The organism is Paraglaciecola sp. (assembly GCF_051252315.1).
Taxonomy (GTDB): domain Bacteria; phylum Pseudomonadota; class Gammaproteobacteria; order Enterobacterales; family Alteromonadaceae; genus Paraglaciecola.
This window is the reverse complement of sequence record NZ_JBPOFP010000057.1, coordinates 14,409-30,354: the sequence shown is the minus strand read 5'-3', so window position 1 is coordinate 30,354 and position 15,946 is coordinate 14,409. Positions and strand designations below refer to the sequence as shown.

Genomic DNA, 15,946 nt, shown 5'->3' with positions numbered 1-15,946 from the left:
GTACAAAAGCATAATGACAGCATAATAGTTTCTGTCATTCACTTTGGTACCTACTTATGTCTGAATTAAAAAAAGCAATAACAGATCAACATAATTTTTTACAAGAACTACAACAAATATTAGAAACAGAACTTCACTTAATTAGCAGTCGAGATGCAGAATCTCTAATCAACTTACTCAAAAATAAAGAAACCCTTCTTGAATCAATCCAACAGCAAGACGTTGTGATTGAAAAACTGTACATTCAATGTGACAGTGAACAACAAAGCAACCCAGAAGTAGTCAGCTTATTTGAACAGGCTAAAGAAATGGTAGCTCAATGCCAATTTCGCACTAAGATTAATCAAACTGCTATTGAGCAAGGTCAACTTCGCCTAGAACATCTAAGAAATTTACTTCTAGAATCTAGAGCAAAAGAGTCGATGACCTATGATAAAAGTGGCAGAACTCGTGGCGGCAATACGGGTGGCGGGATAAGTGCCTAGGCACTTATTTTATCTTTAATATTCACAGCGGGTTGTTCCCCAGCAGAATTATCTAATAGTAATGAACTTTCTTTACTTGTTTAGGCCTTGCGGTAGACAAGTAAATATCATTCACTAATTTAAAGTCTAACTCTAACTCAGTAGCATATGTGTCTTCACCAACAGGGTAACTTTTGATCACTTTAGCCCCTCTTATGACACCTTGAACCGTACTATCTAAATGCGTATCTTGTATTACTAAGCTTGACAATGATTGCCCACCGTCAACTTTTTGGCCATAGACTTGTTCGGTCAACTCTCGATAGGCGTCTAGCTTAGATGCTTTCAACGCCATTAACATTTTACTTGCTTTTCCCTCACCTCGTTGTGCTGATATAGGCGCATACCCAATCGCTGAAATGACCGGAAAATCCTTTGGTTCTAGGGTTTCCCATTCAATATGTTTATCAAACATGCTTGAACAACCGGCAAAAGATATCATCAACAAGGCAATAAATACCCTAATCAATGTTTTAGTACTCATGACATTATGTGCTTTCACTTTGCTAATCCTAGTCTTTTAATGATCTCAACTTGCTAAATTACTATAAATAAAAGCAATAACCGTACCCAAAGCTATTAAATCAGATAACAAATCAATAATTTGAAAAGCAGGTACGGTTTGTGCTTACTTCTAGCAATACTTTAAGGGTTAAGTAGATAATGCTAGATCATCGAAAACACCCAACTGCAGCTTATTTATAAGGTTTTGTTATGACTGGCTTAAAATTACCAATTTATCTGATAAGTGTTTGGCTACTCTTGTGCAGCCACACTGTATTTGGAATTTGGTTTAATGCAACAGGTCAAGCTGTCATACATGACGGAAATAAAGCCATTGCCAAACAACAAGCGACTCAAGAAGCAATAAAACAGGCGTTAATGTTTGCTGGCGCTTCGGTAAAAAGTGTACAACACATGGCAAATGGTTTATTGGAACAAGACAAATTTGAAGTGATGAGCTCAGGAGAAGTTGGCACCATCGAACTAGTTGACGAGATATATCACGGCGATATTGTGACCGTGTCAATTCGGGTGGATATATTTCCTCAAAAGCTTGCCTGTCAGGCATCTGATTATAAAAAAGACATTGTCACTACTTGGTTTCAATTAAGTCATAGACAACAAGCTGCTGTTGGTAATATGTATGATTTTGGAAAAGTGCTCGCTCAAGAATTACAGCATAAATCTAGAAGTTCGGCTAAATATTCAAGCATTACCCAGTTAGAACCCTATTACTTTCGTCCAGACAATAACAACTTACAATCGAGTGCATTTAACTTAGCAAAAAAAGCAAATTCTCAATTTGTTTTGTTTGGAGAAGTCACTAAATTTGCTGTAGAAACACAACAAAAATCGGGATTTTCCTTTTGGGAAAAAGAGCAAATAAAAAGAAACTTAGCTCTTACCGTATCTTTGGTCGATGGCATATCAGGCGAAATTATTTTCCAGGAACAACAGGAGTTTTCCGCACCTTGGGATTTTGACTTACATCAAGACATTAATGCTCAAAGTCCCTCTTTTTGGAAATCTAGGTACGGCCAAGCAGCACAACAACTGCTTCAAGATTTAAATGAAAAAATTGATGAATCCGTCAGTTGTCTACCGGCATTCGGCAGAGTTATTAACGTTGGGAGTGAACAAATAACAGTGAACATAGGTTCACAAAATGGAGTACGCTCTGGTGACACCTTAACATTATTTCAAGTTGAACAACTGTATGACGAAAATAATCAGATTGTTAAACAATACCAACTTCATCCAGAAAAAGTGGTTGTAAAATCAGTCTTTGCTAAAAGTGCGATCCTGATTTCTGAAAAAGGCGCGTTATTGGCGAATATTCAACCAAACGATTTTGTTGCTAGACGATAGAGGTTTCAATCGATAGCCTGCTAAGCCATAATGACCTGATACGTCCCCGTAGTTTAATGGATAAAACAAGGCCCTCCTAAGGCTTAGATCTTGGTTCGATTCCAGGTGGGGACGCCATAGTCATCACTCTTTTTTTCAATTTAGCTTTTGTCCCTATCCCATTATTTAAATAGCTATGTATAATCAGTAACATATCCTTTAATCACTAGTAACTGTATTAATCATGGCGAATGACCCTTTTGATGACATGCCTAAGTTCACCTTAGAAAAAGATGATCTTGAATCATTTCAACGAACCCGAGAGCAATCAAGTTCAAAACCTGGTAAACATAACTCAGAATCACAAGAGCCTGTCGCACCTTCCAAAGGGCCGTCTTGGTTTATGTTTTTATTTTTCATCGCCATACTCGCCGGAGGTGCTGTATATTGGTCTTCGGAGCAATATAAAGTATTACAACAGGCTCAATTACGTATATCTGAATTGGAAAATAGACTTTCCGCGACCGGTGAAGAAATGGATCAATCAACCGTGGCTCTTGGCGTAAAAGTAAAAGAACTCAGCGCTAAAAGTAAAGAGTTATGGGAGCAAATGGACAAATTATGGGCATCTGCTTGGAGACGTAACCAAGCGGATATAAAAACCCTCAATAAATCATTAAGCACATTAAAAGCAAATAATGATAAAGCGCTAAAAAGCCTTTCTGGAAATTATGCAGAAAATGATACGCAAATTAGTGTCGCTAAAGAACAGTTAACCAATCACGCCAGTATTATTAAACAAGTGCAACAACAATTGACACAAGTCAGTTCAAGTGACGCAGAAATAGAACAACAATTAGCGAGCCTAAGAGAAAAATTAATTTCAACGGCTTTGGCCAATAATAATCAAACTAATCGAATTGATGATTTAGAAATACGTATAAAAGCAGCCGAAAAACCAGTTCAACAGTCCCAAGCCATAGTAAAACCAGCGCTTTAGGATTAATAAACTTTCGTTTATAAGTAAAGCAACAGACAAAAAAATAGAGCGACTATCGCTCTATTTTTTTGCTTGAAATGTCAGCTTACTCTGCTGAATCTCCAGCTCTTTTAGCGACAGACTCTTTGATCACTTCTTGAAGTTCACCCTGTTGAGCCATTTCCATAATAATATCACAGCCACCAATCAACTCGCCATCAACCCACAATTGAGGGAATGTTGGCCAATTTGCATATTTAGGCAACTCTGAACGAATATCAGGATTTTGCAAAATATCAACATAAGCGAATTGTTCTCCACATTGCATTAATGCTTGAGATGCTTGTGAAGAAAAACCACAATTAGGTAACTTTGGAGATCCTTTCATGTATAACAAAATAGGGTTCTCTTCAATTTGTTGTTTAATTTTATCTATTGTTTCCATAATGGCTCTCGTATCAATGTTGAATTGTTGCTGATCTGGCGGCAAGTTTAACTTTTTCAAGGCCGAAAACCAATTTTGACTTGAAAAATAAGGTTTTGTCACTACTTACAGTCACAAGGTCTAAAAATTGTAATAAATAACAAACGAGTACTTTTACATTGTTTAATAAAGTACTAGCATTTAACTCGTTTTGAATAGTGACACCGATGAACAATCTAATGGAGAAATATCATGGCTTTTGAATTACCAGCACTTCCTTATGAAAAGAATGCTCTAGAACCACATATCTCAGCTGAGACGTTGGAATATCACTACGGCAAGCACCACGCTACCTACGTAACTAAGTTAAATGGTTTAGTTGACGGTACGAATATGGCTAATAAAAGCCTTGAAGAAATAGTTAAAAACTCAGAAGGCGGTGTATTTAACAACGCGGCTCAAATCTGGAACCACACTTTTTACTGGAATAGCTTAAGCCCAAATGGCGGCGGCGAACCAACTGGTGCACTAGCAGACGCTATTAATGCAAAATGGGGATCTTTCGCAGACTTCAAAGTTGCATTAAATGACAAAGCAGTAAACAACTTTGGCTCTAGCTGGACTTGGTTAGTAAAAACAGCTGACGGTAGCTTAGACATTGTTAATACAAGCAATGCAGCAACACCACTAACAGATGAAAGCCTAACCCCACTACTTACTGTAGATCTTTGGGAACATGCTTATTACATCGATTATCGTAATCTTCGTCCTAAATATTTAGAAGGTTTTTGGGCATTAGTAAACTGGGAATTCGCCTCAGCTAACTTCGCTTAATAAGCTTTTTGATTCTTAGCCCTGTTGATTAACAGGGCTTTTTTTTGCCTTTTTTTTAAATACCGCAATTCAAAGTCACCGATTTATACCTATTCCATTAAATCCTCTTGCATTTTTGCCTAAATAACATAATGTTCAATGGTTAAAAACATCTGGTACTACCAGATACATAAAAATATAAAATATAAATTTCGGGAAACTATTATGTTCAAATCTATTCGCCTAATAACGGCGTTAATATTGACTATATCCGTCAATGCTTTCAGTGAGGAGGTCAATTACCGACTCACACCTTTTGTAAAACCTAGCTTTCAACAGATTACTTTAAACATCGATCCTGATAGTCCAGACTTTAGTGGTGAAACGACTATCCATATAGATGTGACAAAAGAAACAGACACCATCGAGTTTTACCAGTTAGATTTATATATCAAATCAGCTCAACTACTCACCAATGACACTGCTGTTCCATTAGAAGTCACGGCCCATGAATACAATATTCAAAAAGCAAAGTCCCAGAACGCCATAAAACCAAACCGCTATAAATTACACATTAAATTTAGTGGTAAGGTTAATTCCACTTCCGATGGTATGTATTTATCCAAGTTTGAAGATCGAAATTACATTTTCACACAGTTTGAAGACATGCACGCCAGACGAGCTTTTCCAAGCTTTGATGAACCACACTTTAAAATTCCTTATCAAATGACGATAAACGCACCTGAACACCACACCGTTTTATCAAACACTTTAGTGAAATCACACAAGGTTAATAATGGTTGGCAAAGTGTAACCTTCAACAAAACCAAACCCATGCCAACTTACCTTGTAGCTTATGCTGTAGGTGAATTTGATTCAAAAGAAATACCCAATTTAAAAGTACCAGGGAAAATCTATACACCTAAGGGGCAGGCGCACCGTACTAGCTTTCCGGCCCAACACACAGCCAAAATATTACATCACTTAGAAAGCTATTTTGGTCAACCTTACCCTTATGAAAAATTAGACTTTGTTGCTGTACCTAACTTTACTCACGGTGCCATGGAAAATGTGGGCCTAGTTACTTATCGTAGTAGTTTACTTTTGTTGGATGACAATCCTCGTACAGCAGAACAACGCACTCCACTTATGGTTATTGCCCATGAACTGGCGCACATGTGGTATGGAAACTTAGTGACGATGGCGTGGTGGGATGATCTGTGGTTAAACGAAGCATTTGCCTCTTGGATGGCTTCAAAAGTGATGATGGATTTATATCCAGAACAACAATTTAAAATGAACTTGGTCCAAGAAAGAGCCTTTGGAGCTGATGCCAGCCCCACGGTAAAACCTGTCAAAAAAGTAGTGAGAGATCAAACCGACGTGATGGATGGTTTAGGTTTAAACTACAGCAAGGGTGAATCTGTTTTACAACTAATAGAATCATTGGTTGGAGAAAAGCCATTCCAACAAGCTATTCAAACCTATATGAAAAAACATGCTTGGGGTAACGCAGCCGCTGACGACTTATGGGATGTATTATCTTCAGCTGCTGACTTCGATGTTCCAGCGATGATGAAAACCTACCTAGAGCAACCTAGTTATCCCTTAGTTGCTTTTGCCAACAATGGTGACATAAGCCAAACTCGCTATCACTTACAAGGTGCCACAGTTAAAGAACAAACTTGGGTTGTCCCTTTAGCCATAACCTACAAAAAGAATAATAAAATTGCCCGTAAAAATATTTTTCTTACTGAGCAAAAAACTAATATTTCTGAGTTAGCAGAAGCGGATTGGATATTCCCGAATGAAAATGCAATGGGTTACATGCGTTGGAAAACCTCACCAGAGCAGTTAAAAGGCCTACTTGAAGATATATCAGTACTTAACGTACGTGAAAGAAAAACGCTCTTGTATAATGCCGAAGCATTGTACTCAGCGGGAGAGATGCCATTAACTCAAATGATGGCAGTACTAGACGTGTTACTCGATGATACCGATCCCATTATTGGTAATGCCGTTGTCTACACATTAAAAAAATTAATCTATTTAGTTGATCAGAGTAACGAACCTTTATTTGCAAAATATATAACCCGCAAACTTACACCATGGTTTACCCGTTTAGGCACACAAGAAAAGCAAGACGAATCCGGAACGGTCAGCCGCCTTAGGGCTTCAGTATATGGTGTATTAGCGCGTTATAGTAATACTGAAGAAATACAAACAATCAGCCTAAATTTAGCCAATAAATATTTAAAAGATACGCAGAGTGTGCCGAAAAATATGGCGACACAAGCATTAAGTAACCTAGCTATGTATAACAAAGATAACTGGTTCAATAAAATGCAAACCATGTATATTGAAAACTCTGATGCAAGTGTAAGAAGTACTTTGCGAGGCGCAATGAAGTTTAAAGATAAGCAAGATATTGCCAATACCCTGAATTTTGCTTTATCTGAACATGTAGGCCCAGCTAACACCATTAGCATGGTTAGAAATGCTGTAGCGACTCAAGATGATCTAAGTATGTTTTACACTTGGTTAGATAAACATTTTGATACTTTATTGAAAAAATTACCGGCCTATCATTTAGCTCGCATGCCAGAATATTTATCTATGTCTTGTCATAACAAAAATATAGATTTAGCCACAAAATTTTACGCTAATAGAAAAGATAAACATGAAGGCATGAGTCGAAGTTTTGACGTAGCACTCAACAAAGCAAACCAATGTGTTTCGCTTAAGTCAAATAATCAAAAGAGTTTTACTCAATATATTCAAACCGCAGTTAAATAAAACTCGCTGTAACTAAAGCTTTCATCTTAATAAACTATTTTTATTATTAAGATGAAAGCGCTTTTCCACTCAAGCTAAATATTTATCAAATATTTTAGTTAAAAAAACCTCACTAACCGTCCATAATAAAACTCATGCCCTAAATAATGAAAAAACAATGAAAAAAGAAGACTTAATGAAACGATTCAAACTACTAGTGATGGTAAATACTGTATTTATTTTCTTAGGATTTCAAACTGTCTTTGCTGCTGGAAATGGGATCGTTGTTTTTCAATCCGATTTTGGTTTAAGAGATCAGGCGGTATCAGCCATGCACGGTGTTGCATTAGGCGTAGACAAGAACCTAAAAGTAGAAGACCTGACTCACGATATTCCTGCTTATAATATCTGGGAAGGAGCATACCGTTTAGACGCGGTGGCAGATTTTTGGCCAGAACATACGGTTTTTGTTTCTGTAGTAGATCCTGGTGTAGGTAGTGACCGAAAGTCAGTCGTGCTCAAAACCAAAACCAACCATTATTTTGTAACACCAGACAATGGCACTTTAACCTTAGTTGCTAAACGCTTAGGCATTGCAGAAGTAAGAGAGATTGACGAAAAGGTTAACCGCTTAGAGGGTAGTGAAGCCTCTCACACATTTCATGGTAGAGATGTATACGCATATACAGGCGCTAGACTCGCTGCCAATAAGATATCGTTTGAAAAAGTAGGCCCTAAGTTACCTGCCGAAGTGTTAAACATTCAGTATGAGTCAGCTAGAATCGAAGGTAACACACTAATTGGCGGCATCCCTATTCTAGATCCAGCCTATGGTAACGTGTGGACAAATGTTCCTATGGACTTGTTACTCAAGTTAAGCAAAGTAAAAGATTATGTAGAGCTGTACACCCAACCTTTTAGTATCACAATTACTCAATCTGGCAAAACAGTACTTTTAAAAGCCATCACTTTTGAACGCTCATTTGCAGGCGTACAAGAAGGCGAGCCGCTGTTATATGTCAATAGCTTAGAAAACTTAGCACTTGCATTGAACCAAGATAACTTTGCCAACAAATTTAACATTAGCGCGGGTGGTGAATGGCGCATTGAAATAAGAGCCAGATAATATGCATCAATCGCAAAACAGTGATCCGTTACATGGTGTAACCCTACAACACATTGTTGAATTCTTAGAAGGGAAATTAGGCTGGGAAAAGATGGGGGAAATAGTGAAAATAAACTGTTTTACCAAAGATCCCTCAATCAAATCTAGTTTAAAGTTTTTACGCAAGACACCCTGGGCCAGAGAGAAAGTGGAACTGTTATATATCAGTGAAGTTCAGGAAAAGCCTACAACAAAGCAACCAACTGAAAAGTTTGTGTGGCCAGATATAACTAAATAAAAAATCCGAATTAGAATGTAAAAAGGGCGAACATAAGTTCGCCCTTTTCATTTCCCTGCCTAGCGTATTATTGTCTACTAGGTCAATAATTCATACTATAAACCATTTAGTACTTATTGCAAATCCACTAAGCAAATTTCAACTAAAGTATTAATGCCCCTCTAACAATAAACGCTCTGCACTTTCGACTCTTCTCGGTTTACCTGCTACCACTAATACATCACCAACTTGTAACACGGTATTTTCATCTGGGTCTGGCAATTCTGTATTATTTCGCCTTAAGCCTCTTAAACTGATACGCATTTGCGAGATGTCTAAGTCTTCTAAAGATTTCCCCACTGCATAGGCATCATTGGTCAAAATAACGGCATGCATAAATTCCAATTTGTCCTGTTTAACATAATCTAGTTCAGTTGTTTCACCAGGAAAGAAACCATGCATATTGCCATAATGCCCTTTTCTTTCTTTACGAACCCTTTTAAGTATTCGCGACATAGGCACACCAGATAATTGTAATACTTGGGTCACAAGCATCAGACTACCTTCTAGAATCTCTGGCACAACTTGTGTCGCTCCTGAGTCCAGTAATTCTTCCATTCGGTAATCTTTACGTGTTCGAACAACGATTGGTAACTCTGGATATAAACTAGACACCAATTGGATCACACTTTTTGCTTTTTCGTGTTGGTCAAAAGTAATTAATACTAATTTAGCTCGCTCAATGCCCACTGCCCGCAATATATCTTTTTGTTTTACATCACCAAAATATACCGGTTCACCCGCAGACTGACTTTCTTGCACTCGAACCGGATCGGCATCGACCACCATATACGGAATAGCTTCGGTTTTAAGTAATCGACTGACAGACTGCCCTACCCGGCCAAAACCAAAAATAAGTACATGATCAGAAATATCACTATTTTGATTAGGCACCTGTTCTAAACCACTGGCATCAAACTCTTTTTCTCGACTAATGACTTTTGCAAACTCAGGGCTTTTATCCACTAACCAAGGTGTTATCGCCATACTCATCACACCTATGGTTAATAACAATGAGCCTAATTCAGAGCTTAAAATATTATGGTCAACCGCCAACGCGGCCAAAACAAAACTAAACTCGCCCATTTGACATAATTTTAATCCTGCCGCCCAAGCATCTTTTTTGTCCAAGTTAAAAATCATCGCTGATATGCGAATAATCAATACCTTTAATGCCACGATACTTACCAGTCCAATCAAAGCCCAATGTATTTGCCCGGGTAAACTGTGTAATTCTAAACGCATACCTATGGTGATAAAAAACAATCCCATTAGAATGTCTCTAAATGGGCGAATATCAGCTTCTAATTGATGTTTATACTGACTTTCGCCTAACATCATACCGGCTAAAAATGCCCCTAATGCCATAGATAAGCCAAAAGAAAAGGCTAAACCAGCGGCCATTAGAGCCACCATAATAGTGGTCAATACAAACAGTTCATCGGTACGGGTACGAGCAACTTCACTAAATACCTTAGGCAATACCCATTTACCAACCGACATCAAAATGCCAACAACAATTAGTCCTTTTAAGAAAGCAAAAGAAATAGCTAGCGCTAAACTTTGCTCAGAATCCACAGCTAATAAAGGCACTAAAATTAACAGAGGCACCACGGCTAAATCTTGTAGTAACAAAATACTTACTGCAATTTGCGCTCTTGGCGTATTTAATATGCCAAGATCACTGGTTTGTTTAATCACGATTGCCGTTGACGACAAGGCAATCATGCCACCCACTACCAAGGCCGCTTTATTGTCGAGTCCACATAAAATAGCCAACCCAGTAAACACCATAGTAGTGATCACCATTTGACCTAACCCAACACCAAATACCAGATGACGCATGGCTAACATTTTGGGAAGTGAAAACTCTAAACCCAGGGAAAATAACAGAAACACAATGCCCAGCTCAGCAAAAATTTCCATGTCTTCAGAATTTTCAAACAAAGCTAATAAATCGGGCCCCGCCAATATTCCACAAAATAAGTAGGCCAAGATAGGCGGCAAATTAATACGTTTAAATAGCCAGACAGCGGCAACTGCAACTGACATCAATATAAGAATGTTTCCTAAATTTCCATGCATAACCGCGAATCAATCCTATCCAGTGTTATCCGATTTTATTACTAGGCACAAAATTTGCTCAGTACTTACTAATTATCATTATGGTACAGCAAATAGCCATTTTTTTGGCAGGAGAATAAATTGGAACAGCTTAATCAGTTTTATCAAGAAGAGCTAAGTAATACCTATTTCCCTCTTGAACAATCCAATCAAGGAATGAGTCAGCTTGCACTCAATCAATTTATTCAAAAATTGCTTACCACTATCGAGTTATCTGAGCTAGCTGAATTATACCTGCAGCAGCTAAAAACCACCCTACAGTTGTCGGGCTTAAAAATCCAGTACCAAGACAAGATGTTGGAACTAGGTAAACAGCTTAAAAACTCCCACCAGAGGACACTAAAATGTGTGGAGTCGAATACTCATTTAGCGACAATTATTTATAGTTTTCCTGAACAAATGTCTTTGAGAAACTGGCATGTTTTACAACAAATGCATGTCAACTTTTCGTACCCCTTAAAGAACGCCTTGGCTTATCAGAAAGTTAAACAGTTTGCCATGAAGGACTTTTTAACTTCTTTAGGGAATAGAGCAAGTTACGAAGAAGCTATCGTTCGTGTCATCAGTCAATCTGAGCGCCATAACCAACCTTTTGGTTTATTGGTATTAGACATGGACAATTTCAAATTAGTGAACGATAAACACGGTCATCAAGAAGGCGATAAAGTATTAATCGCTTGCGCCAATACCATTCATGCTTGTTTAAGAGAGTCTGATTTTTCGTTTAGATTTGGTGGAGACGAATTTTGCTGCCTATTGCCAGAGTCTGACAACCGAACCAATGGACTCATTGCAGAAAGAATTAGACGAGAAATTGAAGCAACCCCTTTGCTTAGGAAACATAATATATCTTGTAGTATAGGCACAGCGACCTATCAAAAAGATGATCATCAACTGGCAATATTTTCGCGAGCAGATCAAGCATTGTACCGAGCAAAACAAACCGGCAAAAATTGTATTAAAGCGGCATAGTGGCAAGAAGCGGCAAAGGTTTGCCTTAACAGGTTGGGCTAAATTTGTTTAGAAGCATGTGCTGCGCACTCAAGTTATGAAGTCATGACTTCGTCACAAAGGCATATCTTCGTTACCTAGAGCATGGCTTCGCCATTAAGGCATTCGCTGCGCTTATGACATCCATGTCTTTTTTCAAGCCTCATCCATGAGACTCGACTCACTTTTCTTCAACAGCCAAGAAAAGTAAGCAAAAGAGACCGCGCGACAAACAAATTTCCTGTTCATCAAATCATTGTCTTTAATGTCGAAACGGCAATAAGCCGCTCCCTGCTATAAAATGTTGCCTTGTCCGAACGTCCATGTTCGGCCATTCGACAAGCCAATTCTGTGATGAGAAATTTGAGTCGCGGGATAATCAAAAGAATGTGCTTCGCACAGGTCAAAGTAACCTAATTATTGACGCCATAGTTTCTTGTTCGTTGCCTTGGAATAAGCCTAGTGCTAACATTTGTGTGCACAGTGAAATTTGAGGGTGTTCATAATGGATACACGCATACAATTTAGAGTTGACGAAGAAACTAAACGCTTAGCGCAGTTAATGGCCGAAAGTCAAGGGCGAACCTTGAGTGATGCTTGCCGCGAACTGGCTGAAAGTTTAGCTGAAGAGCAACGAAAATCCATGAATCATGATGTATGGTTGTCTGAACAAATAAATGCAGCATTTGATAAATTTGATAGCGGTAAAGCTAACTTTATTGAACATGACGAAGCTAAAGCTAAAATGGAAGCCCGAAAAGCCAAGATCCGTAACAGATGATCGTTTGGGAAGAAGAGTCACTAAATGATCGTGAGAAAATATTTGCATTTTTATACGATTTTAATCCTAATGCCGCAGAACAAACCGACCAAATAATTGAAGCTAAAGTTGAAAATTTACTCCAACACCCTTTAATGGGAGTCCAAAGAGATCTAGTCCGAGGGAGATTATTAATAATCCCAGAAATATCAATGATTGTATCTTACTGGCTTGACGGGGAAACAATCAGAATAATGCGCGTTTTACACCAAAAGCAAAATTTTCCGCCTGAGTGTAGCTACTAACAAAACAGTTAAAAAGTCGATAAATAAAAAAGGTTAGATCTAAACGCCGAGTTTAGCGATTTGTTAGGTGATGATTTTCGCAATATCACCGCCGATTTTTTGTGCCTTTTCAATAGCAGTTTCATTAAACTCTGAACGTATACTCGTTTTTGCACCTGCATTTAGTAAACATTGAATAATATATTCATCTTTTTTTCCAATCGCATAGTGCAAAGGCGTAAGCCCCATGTCACCGACGGCATTTACGTCTGCACCATGTTCAATAAGAAGATCAACGCCGAATCTATTTTGTCTACTCGCCATCAGATGAAGCGGAGTATCGCCCATCGAGTCTTTACTATTAACTCTTACCTTTTTGTTTGGTGCCCAATGAGGGAATAAAGAAACTTTTGTAGATTCTAATATTTCTTCGAGCGATTGCCTTTGCTTTAAATTCATTTTCACCTAGCAGTTTTATAATTACCCAATCCCAAATGTTTTTTACCACGGTAGGGTTAGTATTTCGTTGTCCAATATTTTTACCAAACTATCTAACCGATTACCAACAAAAGGTTTTTGACATTCAACTACCAAAAATAGTCGTAGCCGCTTTTATTTTATTAGCCTTTAAAAGCCGATGGCCTATAGGCCAACCTACAAAAGAATCACCAAGCTTTAATTTTACCGCGAATTCAAGTTCTCCGAGCAACGTCGACAAATAGAGGCCAAATGACAAGGATGTCATTTTAGCAAAGTATGTCGGGAACATTTCTTTGCGACCTCTATTTGGCAAGTCGCGCAGGTTAAAGAACTTGTCGGGAGCGCGGCCCTTTTTGTTTACTTTTTGCGGCTGTTGGTAAAAAGTAAATCGAGCCGCAGGGATGCGGCCCGAAAACCCGCAAGGGATTGCGGTGAACGAAGTGAATGCATTTGTGCGCAAAGCACATGCTTAAAAAAGTACTGTTATCTAAACAGTACTTTTTCCTTATTAAACCAATAAATACTAAAAGCAAAAAACGCGCCCGCTATCACCACAGTTGAACCAAAAATAGCGAATAGCTGAAAATAATCCATGGTGCCTTTGACTAACTCTTTCATGGCTAAAGATACATTGGTGATAGGCACCCACGCCCAACCACCTTTTAATTCAACACCAGGCAAGATAGATAACATAATGGGAATAATCACAAATATCATCATAGGTCCCATGTAACTTTGGGCTTCTTTAAAACTTTTTGCGTAAATAGATATGCTCAACAAGGCAGAGGCAAATATTGCTACCACAGGTACCAACATTAAAAAGATCAATACAAAGTCAATCACACCGATTTGTGCCATAAAGTCGGCAACAAATTTCACTGCCAAGCCCTGACTGAGCACAAATCCCCAAATGGCCATGCTTGCCACCGTTATGAGAGCGGTCATGGTACCGGCAAACCCTATAGTTAGAAATTTTCCAAAAACAATTTTGTTTCTATCGATAGGTGATATCAGTAAAGTTTCTAATGTGCCACGCTCCTTTTCACCAGCCCCAATATCAGCAGCGGGCATCATGGCCCCTTGTAAACACAGAATGAATAATAAATAAGGCAACATGCCACCTATTTTTTCACCCCAGTTTTCACGGTTATCAGCAGTGTTTACCTTTTCTAATTTAATCGGTTTAATCAAAGCGGCTTGTTGTTGTTCGTTTAAACCAAGGGTTGAAAAGGCCGTTTGTTTAAATTGCTCAGACTGGCTTTTGACAATCTCGTTGACACGGCGATACACCAAATTCAAACCTGCGTCATTAAAGTGTAACTTCAATTCAGCTTGCCCATTAGTCAATACATCACTGGAATAGTTATCAGGAATAACCAAAACAAAATCTACTGTACCGGCTCGGATGATACTTTTAAAATCCGCATCGGCGGCTATTTCAACTTGTTTAAACTTATCAGGTTGTTGCAAATCTTTGACTATTTCAGGTGCATAAATACCGCCCACCAGTCCATATTTTAGGACTTTGGTTTCTGCTTTATCTATGGCTTGTTTACCTACAAAACCAGCGATGCCAAAAATAACCGGAAAAATCAGTAGCGGTAAAGCAATCATAAAAAATAAGGTTTTACGATCACGTAATAGTTCTTTTAATTCTTTTGAAAATATTAGCCACATAGTTATTCTCCCACTTCCATTTGCTTTGACTGACCGATTACTGACATAAAAGAACGATTCAGAGAGTTGTCTGCCATCCCTTTAAAAGTAGCAATGTCTCCATCGAACTTACTGATCCCTTGATCAATCACCACTACCTTTTCACATAATTCCTGCACTTCATCTAAATGATGAGTGGAAAAAATAACTGGGGTTCCCTGCTCTTTTAACCCACGTATAAAGTCCAAAACAGTTTGCGCAGCCATAATGTCTAACCCTGTGGTGGGTTCATCTAAAATAACCAGTTCAGGGGTGTGCACTACCGCCCGGGCAATGGCGGTTTTTTGTTTCATGCCGGTAGAGAAGTTTTCTGAACGTCTATCTAAAAAACTCTCCATATCTAATAAATCAGATAACTCCTTGATCCGATTTTCTATCTCACTTTCTTGCATACCGTGTAACTTAGCAAAATAATGAATATTCTCTCGTCCAGTTAAACGACCATACAAACCTGTTGTACCAGATAAAAAGCCAATTTTTTTCCTGGCAATGATGGGGTTTTCCAACACATTTTCGCCACCAATGAAAACACTACCCGCATCAGGTTTTAAAGCAGTGGATAACATACGTAAAGTGGTTGTTTTACCGGCGCCATTAGGGCCTAACAAACCTAAAACTTGACCTTTATCACAGCGAAAAGACACGTCTTTAACCGAATGGAAAAAGCGGCCTTTGAGCCTAGGATCTTTCTTTTCTTGCTCACTTAACTTTTTAGGATTTTCCACAGCAAATTTTTTTGCCAGTTGTTTTATTTCTATCATTCCATTTTCCTATTGGGCCTTTT

Annotated in this window: 17 protein-coding genes and 1 tRNA gene; 11 read left to right on the top strand and 7 right to left on the bottom strand. The window is 38.3% G+C overall.

Going from position 1 to position 15,946, the window contains the following annotated elements:
* The first annotated feature begins 56 nt into the window (after positions 1 to 56).
* The gene (gene flgN, locus ACSHXM_RS12500; protein ID WP_435689103.1) at positions 57 to 485 is read left to right on the top strand and encodes a flagellar export chaperone FlgN; all 429 of its coding nucleotides are present in this window, start codon (positions 57 to 59) and stop codon (positions 483 to 485) included.
* Positions 486 to 537: 52 nt separating this feature from the next.
* Here the strand turns inward: flgN and ACSHXM_RS12495 are convergent, their stop codons facing one another.
* Positions 538 to 966: an LPP20 family lipoprotein gene (locus ACSHXM_RS12495; protein ID WP_435689105.1), complete on the bottom strand. Its 429-nt coding sequence runs from the start codon at positions 964 to 966 to the stop codon at positions 538 to 540.
* A gap of 272 nt (positions 967 to 1,238) precedes the next feature.
* Between ACSHXM_RS12495 and ACSHXM_RS12490 the strand changes: the two genes are divergently transcribed.
* The 3 genes from ACSHXM_RS12490 (at position 1,239) to ACSHXM_RS12480 (ending at position 3,375) form a co-directional block, all read left to right on the top strand.
* On the top strand, positions 1,239 to 2,396 hold the full coding sequence (locus tag ACSHXM_RS12490) for a flagellar assembly protein FlgT (protein ID WP_435689102.1): 1,158 nt from the start codon (positions 1,239 to 1,241) through the stop codon (positions 2,394 to 2,396).
* A gap of 42 nt (positions 2,397 to 2,438) precedes the next feature.
* Positions 2,439 to 2,513: transfer RNA gene (locus ACSHXM_RS12485), tRNA-Arg, on the top strand.
* 106 nt (positions 2,514 to 2,619) lie between these two features.
* Positions 2,620 to 3,375 (top strand): hypothetical protein, encoded by a 756-nt coding sequence (locus tag ACSHXM_RS12480; RefSeq protein WP_435689101.1) that lies wholly within the window; start codon positions 2,620 to 2,622, stop codon positions 3,373 to 3,375.
* Positions 3,376 to 3,460: 85 nt separating this feature from the next.
* Here the strand turns inward: ACSHXM_RS12480 and ACSHXM_RS12475 are convergent, their stop codons facing one another.
* Entirely contained in the window at positions 3,461 to 3,799 is a 339-nt protein-coding gene (locus ACSHXM_RS12475; RefSeq protein WP_435689104.1) for a Grx4 family monothiol glutaredoxin, read from the bottom strand.
* Between the two features lie 231 nt (positions 3,800 to 4,030).
* Here ACSHXM_RS12475 and ACSHXM_RS12470 point away from each other — a divergent pair, with 231 nt between their 5' ends.
* From ACSHXM_RS12470 to ACSHXM_RS12455, 4 genes are all read left to right on the top strand, one after another.
* On the top strand, positions 4,031 to 4,612 hold the full coding sequence (locus tag ACSHXM_RS12470; RefSeq protein ID WP_435689100.1) for a Fe-Mn family superoxide dismutase: 582 nt from the start codon (positions 4,031 to 4,033) through the stop codon (positions 4,610 to 4,612).
* 204 nt (positions 4,613 to 4,816) lie between these two features.
* Complete coding sequence (locus tag ACSHXM_RS12465; RefSeq protein WP_435689099.1) at positions 4,817 to 7,387, top strand: M1 family metallopeptidase; 2,571 nt, start codon at positions 4,817 to 4,819, stop codon at positions 7,385 to 7,387.
* Positions 7,388 to 7,544: 157 nt separating this feature from the next.
* Complete coding sequence (locus ACSHXM_RS12460) at positions 7,545 to 8,492, top strand: SAM hydrolase/SAM-dependent halogenase family protein (protein ID WP_435689098.1); 948 nt, start codon at positions 7,545 to 7,547, stop codon at positions 8,490 to 8,492.
* Position 8,493: 1 nt separating this feature from the next.
* Positions 8,494 to 8,769, top strand: coding sequence for a VF530 family DNA-binding protein (locus ACSHXM_RS12455; RefSeq protein WP_435689097.1), 276 nt, complete (start codon positions 8,494 to 8,496; stop codon positions 8,767 to 8,769).
* Positions 8,770 to 8,919: 150 nt separating this feature from the next.
* Here ACSHXM_RS12455 and ACSHXM_RS12450 read toward each other — a convergent pair whose 3' ends face one another.
* A complete protein-coding gene (locus ACSHXM_RS12450; protein WP_435689096.1) occupies positions 8,920 to 10,893 on the bottom strand; it encodes a cation:proton antiporter domain-containing protein in 1,974 nt (657 codons plus the stop codon).
* A 120-nt stretch (positions 10,894 to 11,013) separates the two neighbouring features.
* On the opposite strand from ACSHXM_RS12450, the gene ACSHXM_RS12445 reads away from it, so the two are divergent.
* From ACSHXM_RS12445 to ACSHXM_RS12435, 3 genes are all read left to right on the top strand, one after another.
* On the top strand, positions 11,014 to 11,904 hold the full coding sequence (locus ACSHXM_RS12445) for a GGDEF domain-containing protein (protein WP_435689095.1): 891 nt from the start codon (positions 11,014 to 11,016) through the stop codon (positions 11,902 to 11,904).
* 523 nt (positions 11,905 to 12,427) lie between these two features.
* On the top strand, positions 12,428 to 12,703 hold the full coding sequence (locus tag ACSHXM_RS12440; RefSeq protein ID WP_435689094.1) for a damage-inducible protein J: 276 nt from the start codon (positions 12,428 to 12,430) through the stop codon (positions 12,701 to 12,703).
* Complete coding sequence (locus ACSHXM_RS12435) at positions 12,700 to 12,987, top strand: type II toxin-antitoxin system RelE/ParE family toxin (RefSeq protein ID WP_435689093.1); 288 nt, start codon at positions 12,700 to 12,702, stop codon at positions 12,985 to 12,987. The genes ACSHXM_RS12440 and ACSHXM_RS12435 overlap by 4 nt, the downstream gene beginning before the upstream one ends.
* Before the next feature lie 63 nt (positions 12,988 to 13,050).
* Here the strand turns inward: ACSHXM_RS12435 and ACSHXM_RS12430 are convergent, their stop codons facing one another.
* From ACSHXM_RS12430 to ACSHXM_RS12415, 4 genes are all read right to left on the bottom strand, one after another.
* The gene (locus ACSHXM_RS12430) at positions 13,051 to 13,425 is read right to left on the bottom strand and encodes an ankyrin repeat domain-containing protein (protein ID WP_435689092.1); all 375 of its coding nucleotides are present in this window, start codon (positions 13,423 to 13,425) and stop codon (positions 13,051 to 13,053) included.
* Positions 13,426 to 13,549: 124 nt separating this feature from the next.
* Complete coding sequence (locus tag ACSHXM_RS12425; protein ID WP_435689091.1) at positions 13,550 to 13,906, bottom strand: hypothetical protein; 357 nt, start codon at positions 13,904 to 13,906, stop codon at positions 13,550 to 13,552.
* A gap of 23 nt (positions 13,907 to 13,929) precedes the next feature.
* Positions 13,930 to 15,123 (bottom strand): ABC transporter permease, encoded by a 1,194-nt coding sequence (locus tag ACSHXM_RS12420; protein ID WP_435689090.1) that lies wholly within the window; start codon positions 15,121 to 15,123, stop codon positions 13,930 to 13,932.
* A 2-nt stretch (positions 15,124 to 15,125) separates the two neighbouring features.
* Positions 15,126 to 15,923 carry an ATP-binding cassette domain-containing protein gene (locus tag ACSHXM_RS12415; protein ID WP_435689089.1) on the bottom strand — a complete coding sequence of 266 codons (798 nt, stop codon included), beginning with the start codon at positions 15,921 to 15,923 and terminating at the stop codon, positions 15,126 to 15,128.
* Positions 15,924 to 15,946: the final 23 nt, after the last annotated feature.

What these genes read in the sequence shown, in the direction of transcription:
- flgN (WP_435689103.1), top strand. Translation starts at nt 57, where the DNA reads ATGTCTGAATTAAAAAAAGCAATAACAGATCAACATAATTTTTTACAA.
- ACSHXM_RS12495 (WP_435689105.1), bottom strand. Translation starts at nt 966, where the DNA reads ATGATATCTTTTGCCGGTTGTTCAAGCATGTTTGATAAACATATTGAA.
- ACSHXM_RS12490 (WP_435689102.1), top strand. Translation starts at nt 1,239, where the DNA reads ATGACTGGCTTAAAATTACCAATTTATCTGATAAGTGTTTGGCTACTC.
- ACSHXM_RS12480 (WP_435689101.1), top strand. Translation starts at nt 2,620, where the DNA reads ATGGCGAATGACCCTTTTGATGACATGCCTAAGTTCACCTTAGAAAAA.
- ACSHXM_RS12475 (WP_435689104.1), bottom strand. Translation starts at nt 3,799, where the DNA reads ATGGAAACAATAGATAAAATTAAACAACAAATTGAAGAGAACCCTATT.
- ACSHXM_RS12470 (WP_435689100.1), top strand. Translation starts at nt 4,031, where the DNA reads ATGGCTTTTGAATTACCAGCACTTCCTTATGAAAAGAATGCTCTAGAA.
- ACSHXM_RS12465 (WP_435689099.1), top strand. Translation starts at nt 4,817, where the DNA reads ATGTTCAAATCTATTCGCCTAATAACGGCGTTAATATTGACTATATCC.
- ACSHXM_RS12460 (WP_435689098.1), top strand. Translation starts at nt 7,545, where the DNA reads ATGAAAAAAGAAGACTTAATGAAACGATTCAAACTACTAGTGATGGTA.
- ACSHXM_RS12455 (WP_435689097.1), top strand. Translation starts at nt 8,494, where the DNA reads ATGCATCAATCGCAAAACAGTGATCCGTTACATGGTGTAACCCTACAA.
- ACSHXM_RS12450 (WP_435689096.1), bottom strand. Translation starts at nt 10,893, where the DNA reads ATGCATGGAAATTTAGGAAACATTCTTATATTGATGTCAGTTGCAGTT.
- ACSHXM_RS12440 (WP_435689094.1), top strand. Translation starts at nt 12,428, where the DNA reads ATGGATACACGCATACAATTTAGAGTTGACGAAGAAACTAAACGCTTA.
- ACSHXM_RS12435 (WP_435689093.1), top strand. Translation starts at nt 12,700, where the DNA reads ATGATCGTTTGGGAAGAAGAGTCACTAAATGATCGTGAGAAAATATTT.
- ACSHXM_RS12430 (WP_435689092.1), bottom strand. Translation starts at nt 13,425, where the DNA reads ATGAATTTAAAGCAAAGGCAATCGCTCGAAGAAATATTAGAATCTACA.
- ACSHXM_RS12420 (WP_435689090.1), bottom strand. Translation starts at nt 15,123, where the DNA reads ATGTGGCTAATATTTTCAAAAGAATTAAAAGAACTATTACGTGATCGT.
- ACSHXM_RS12415 (WP_435689089.1), bottom strand. Translation starts at nt 15,923, where the DNA reads ATGATAGAAATAAAACAACTGGCAAAAAAATTTGCTGTGGAAAATCCT.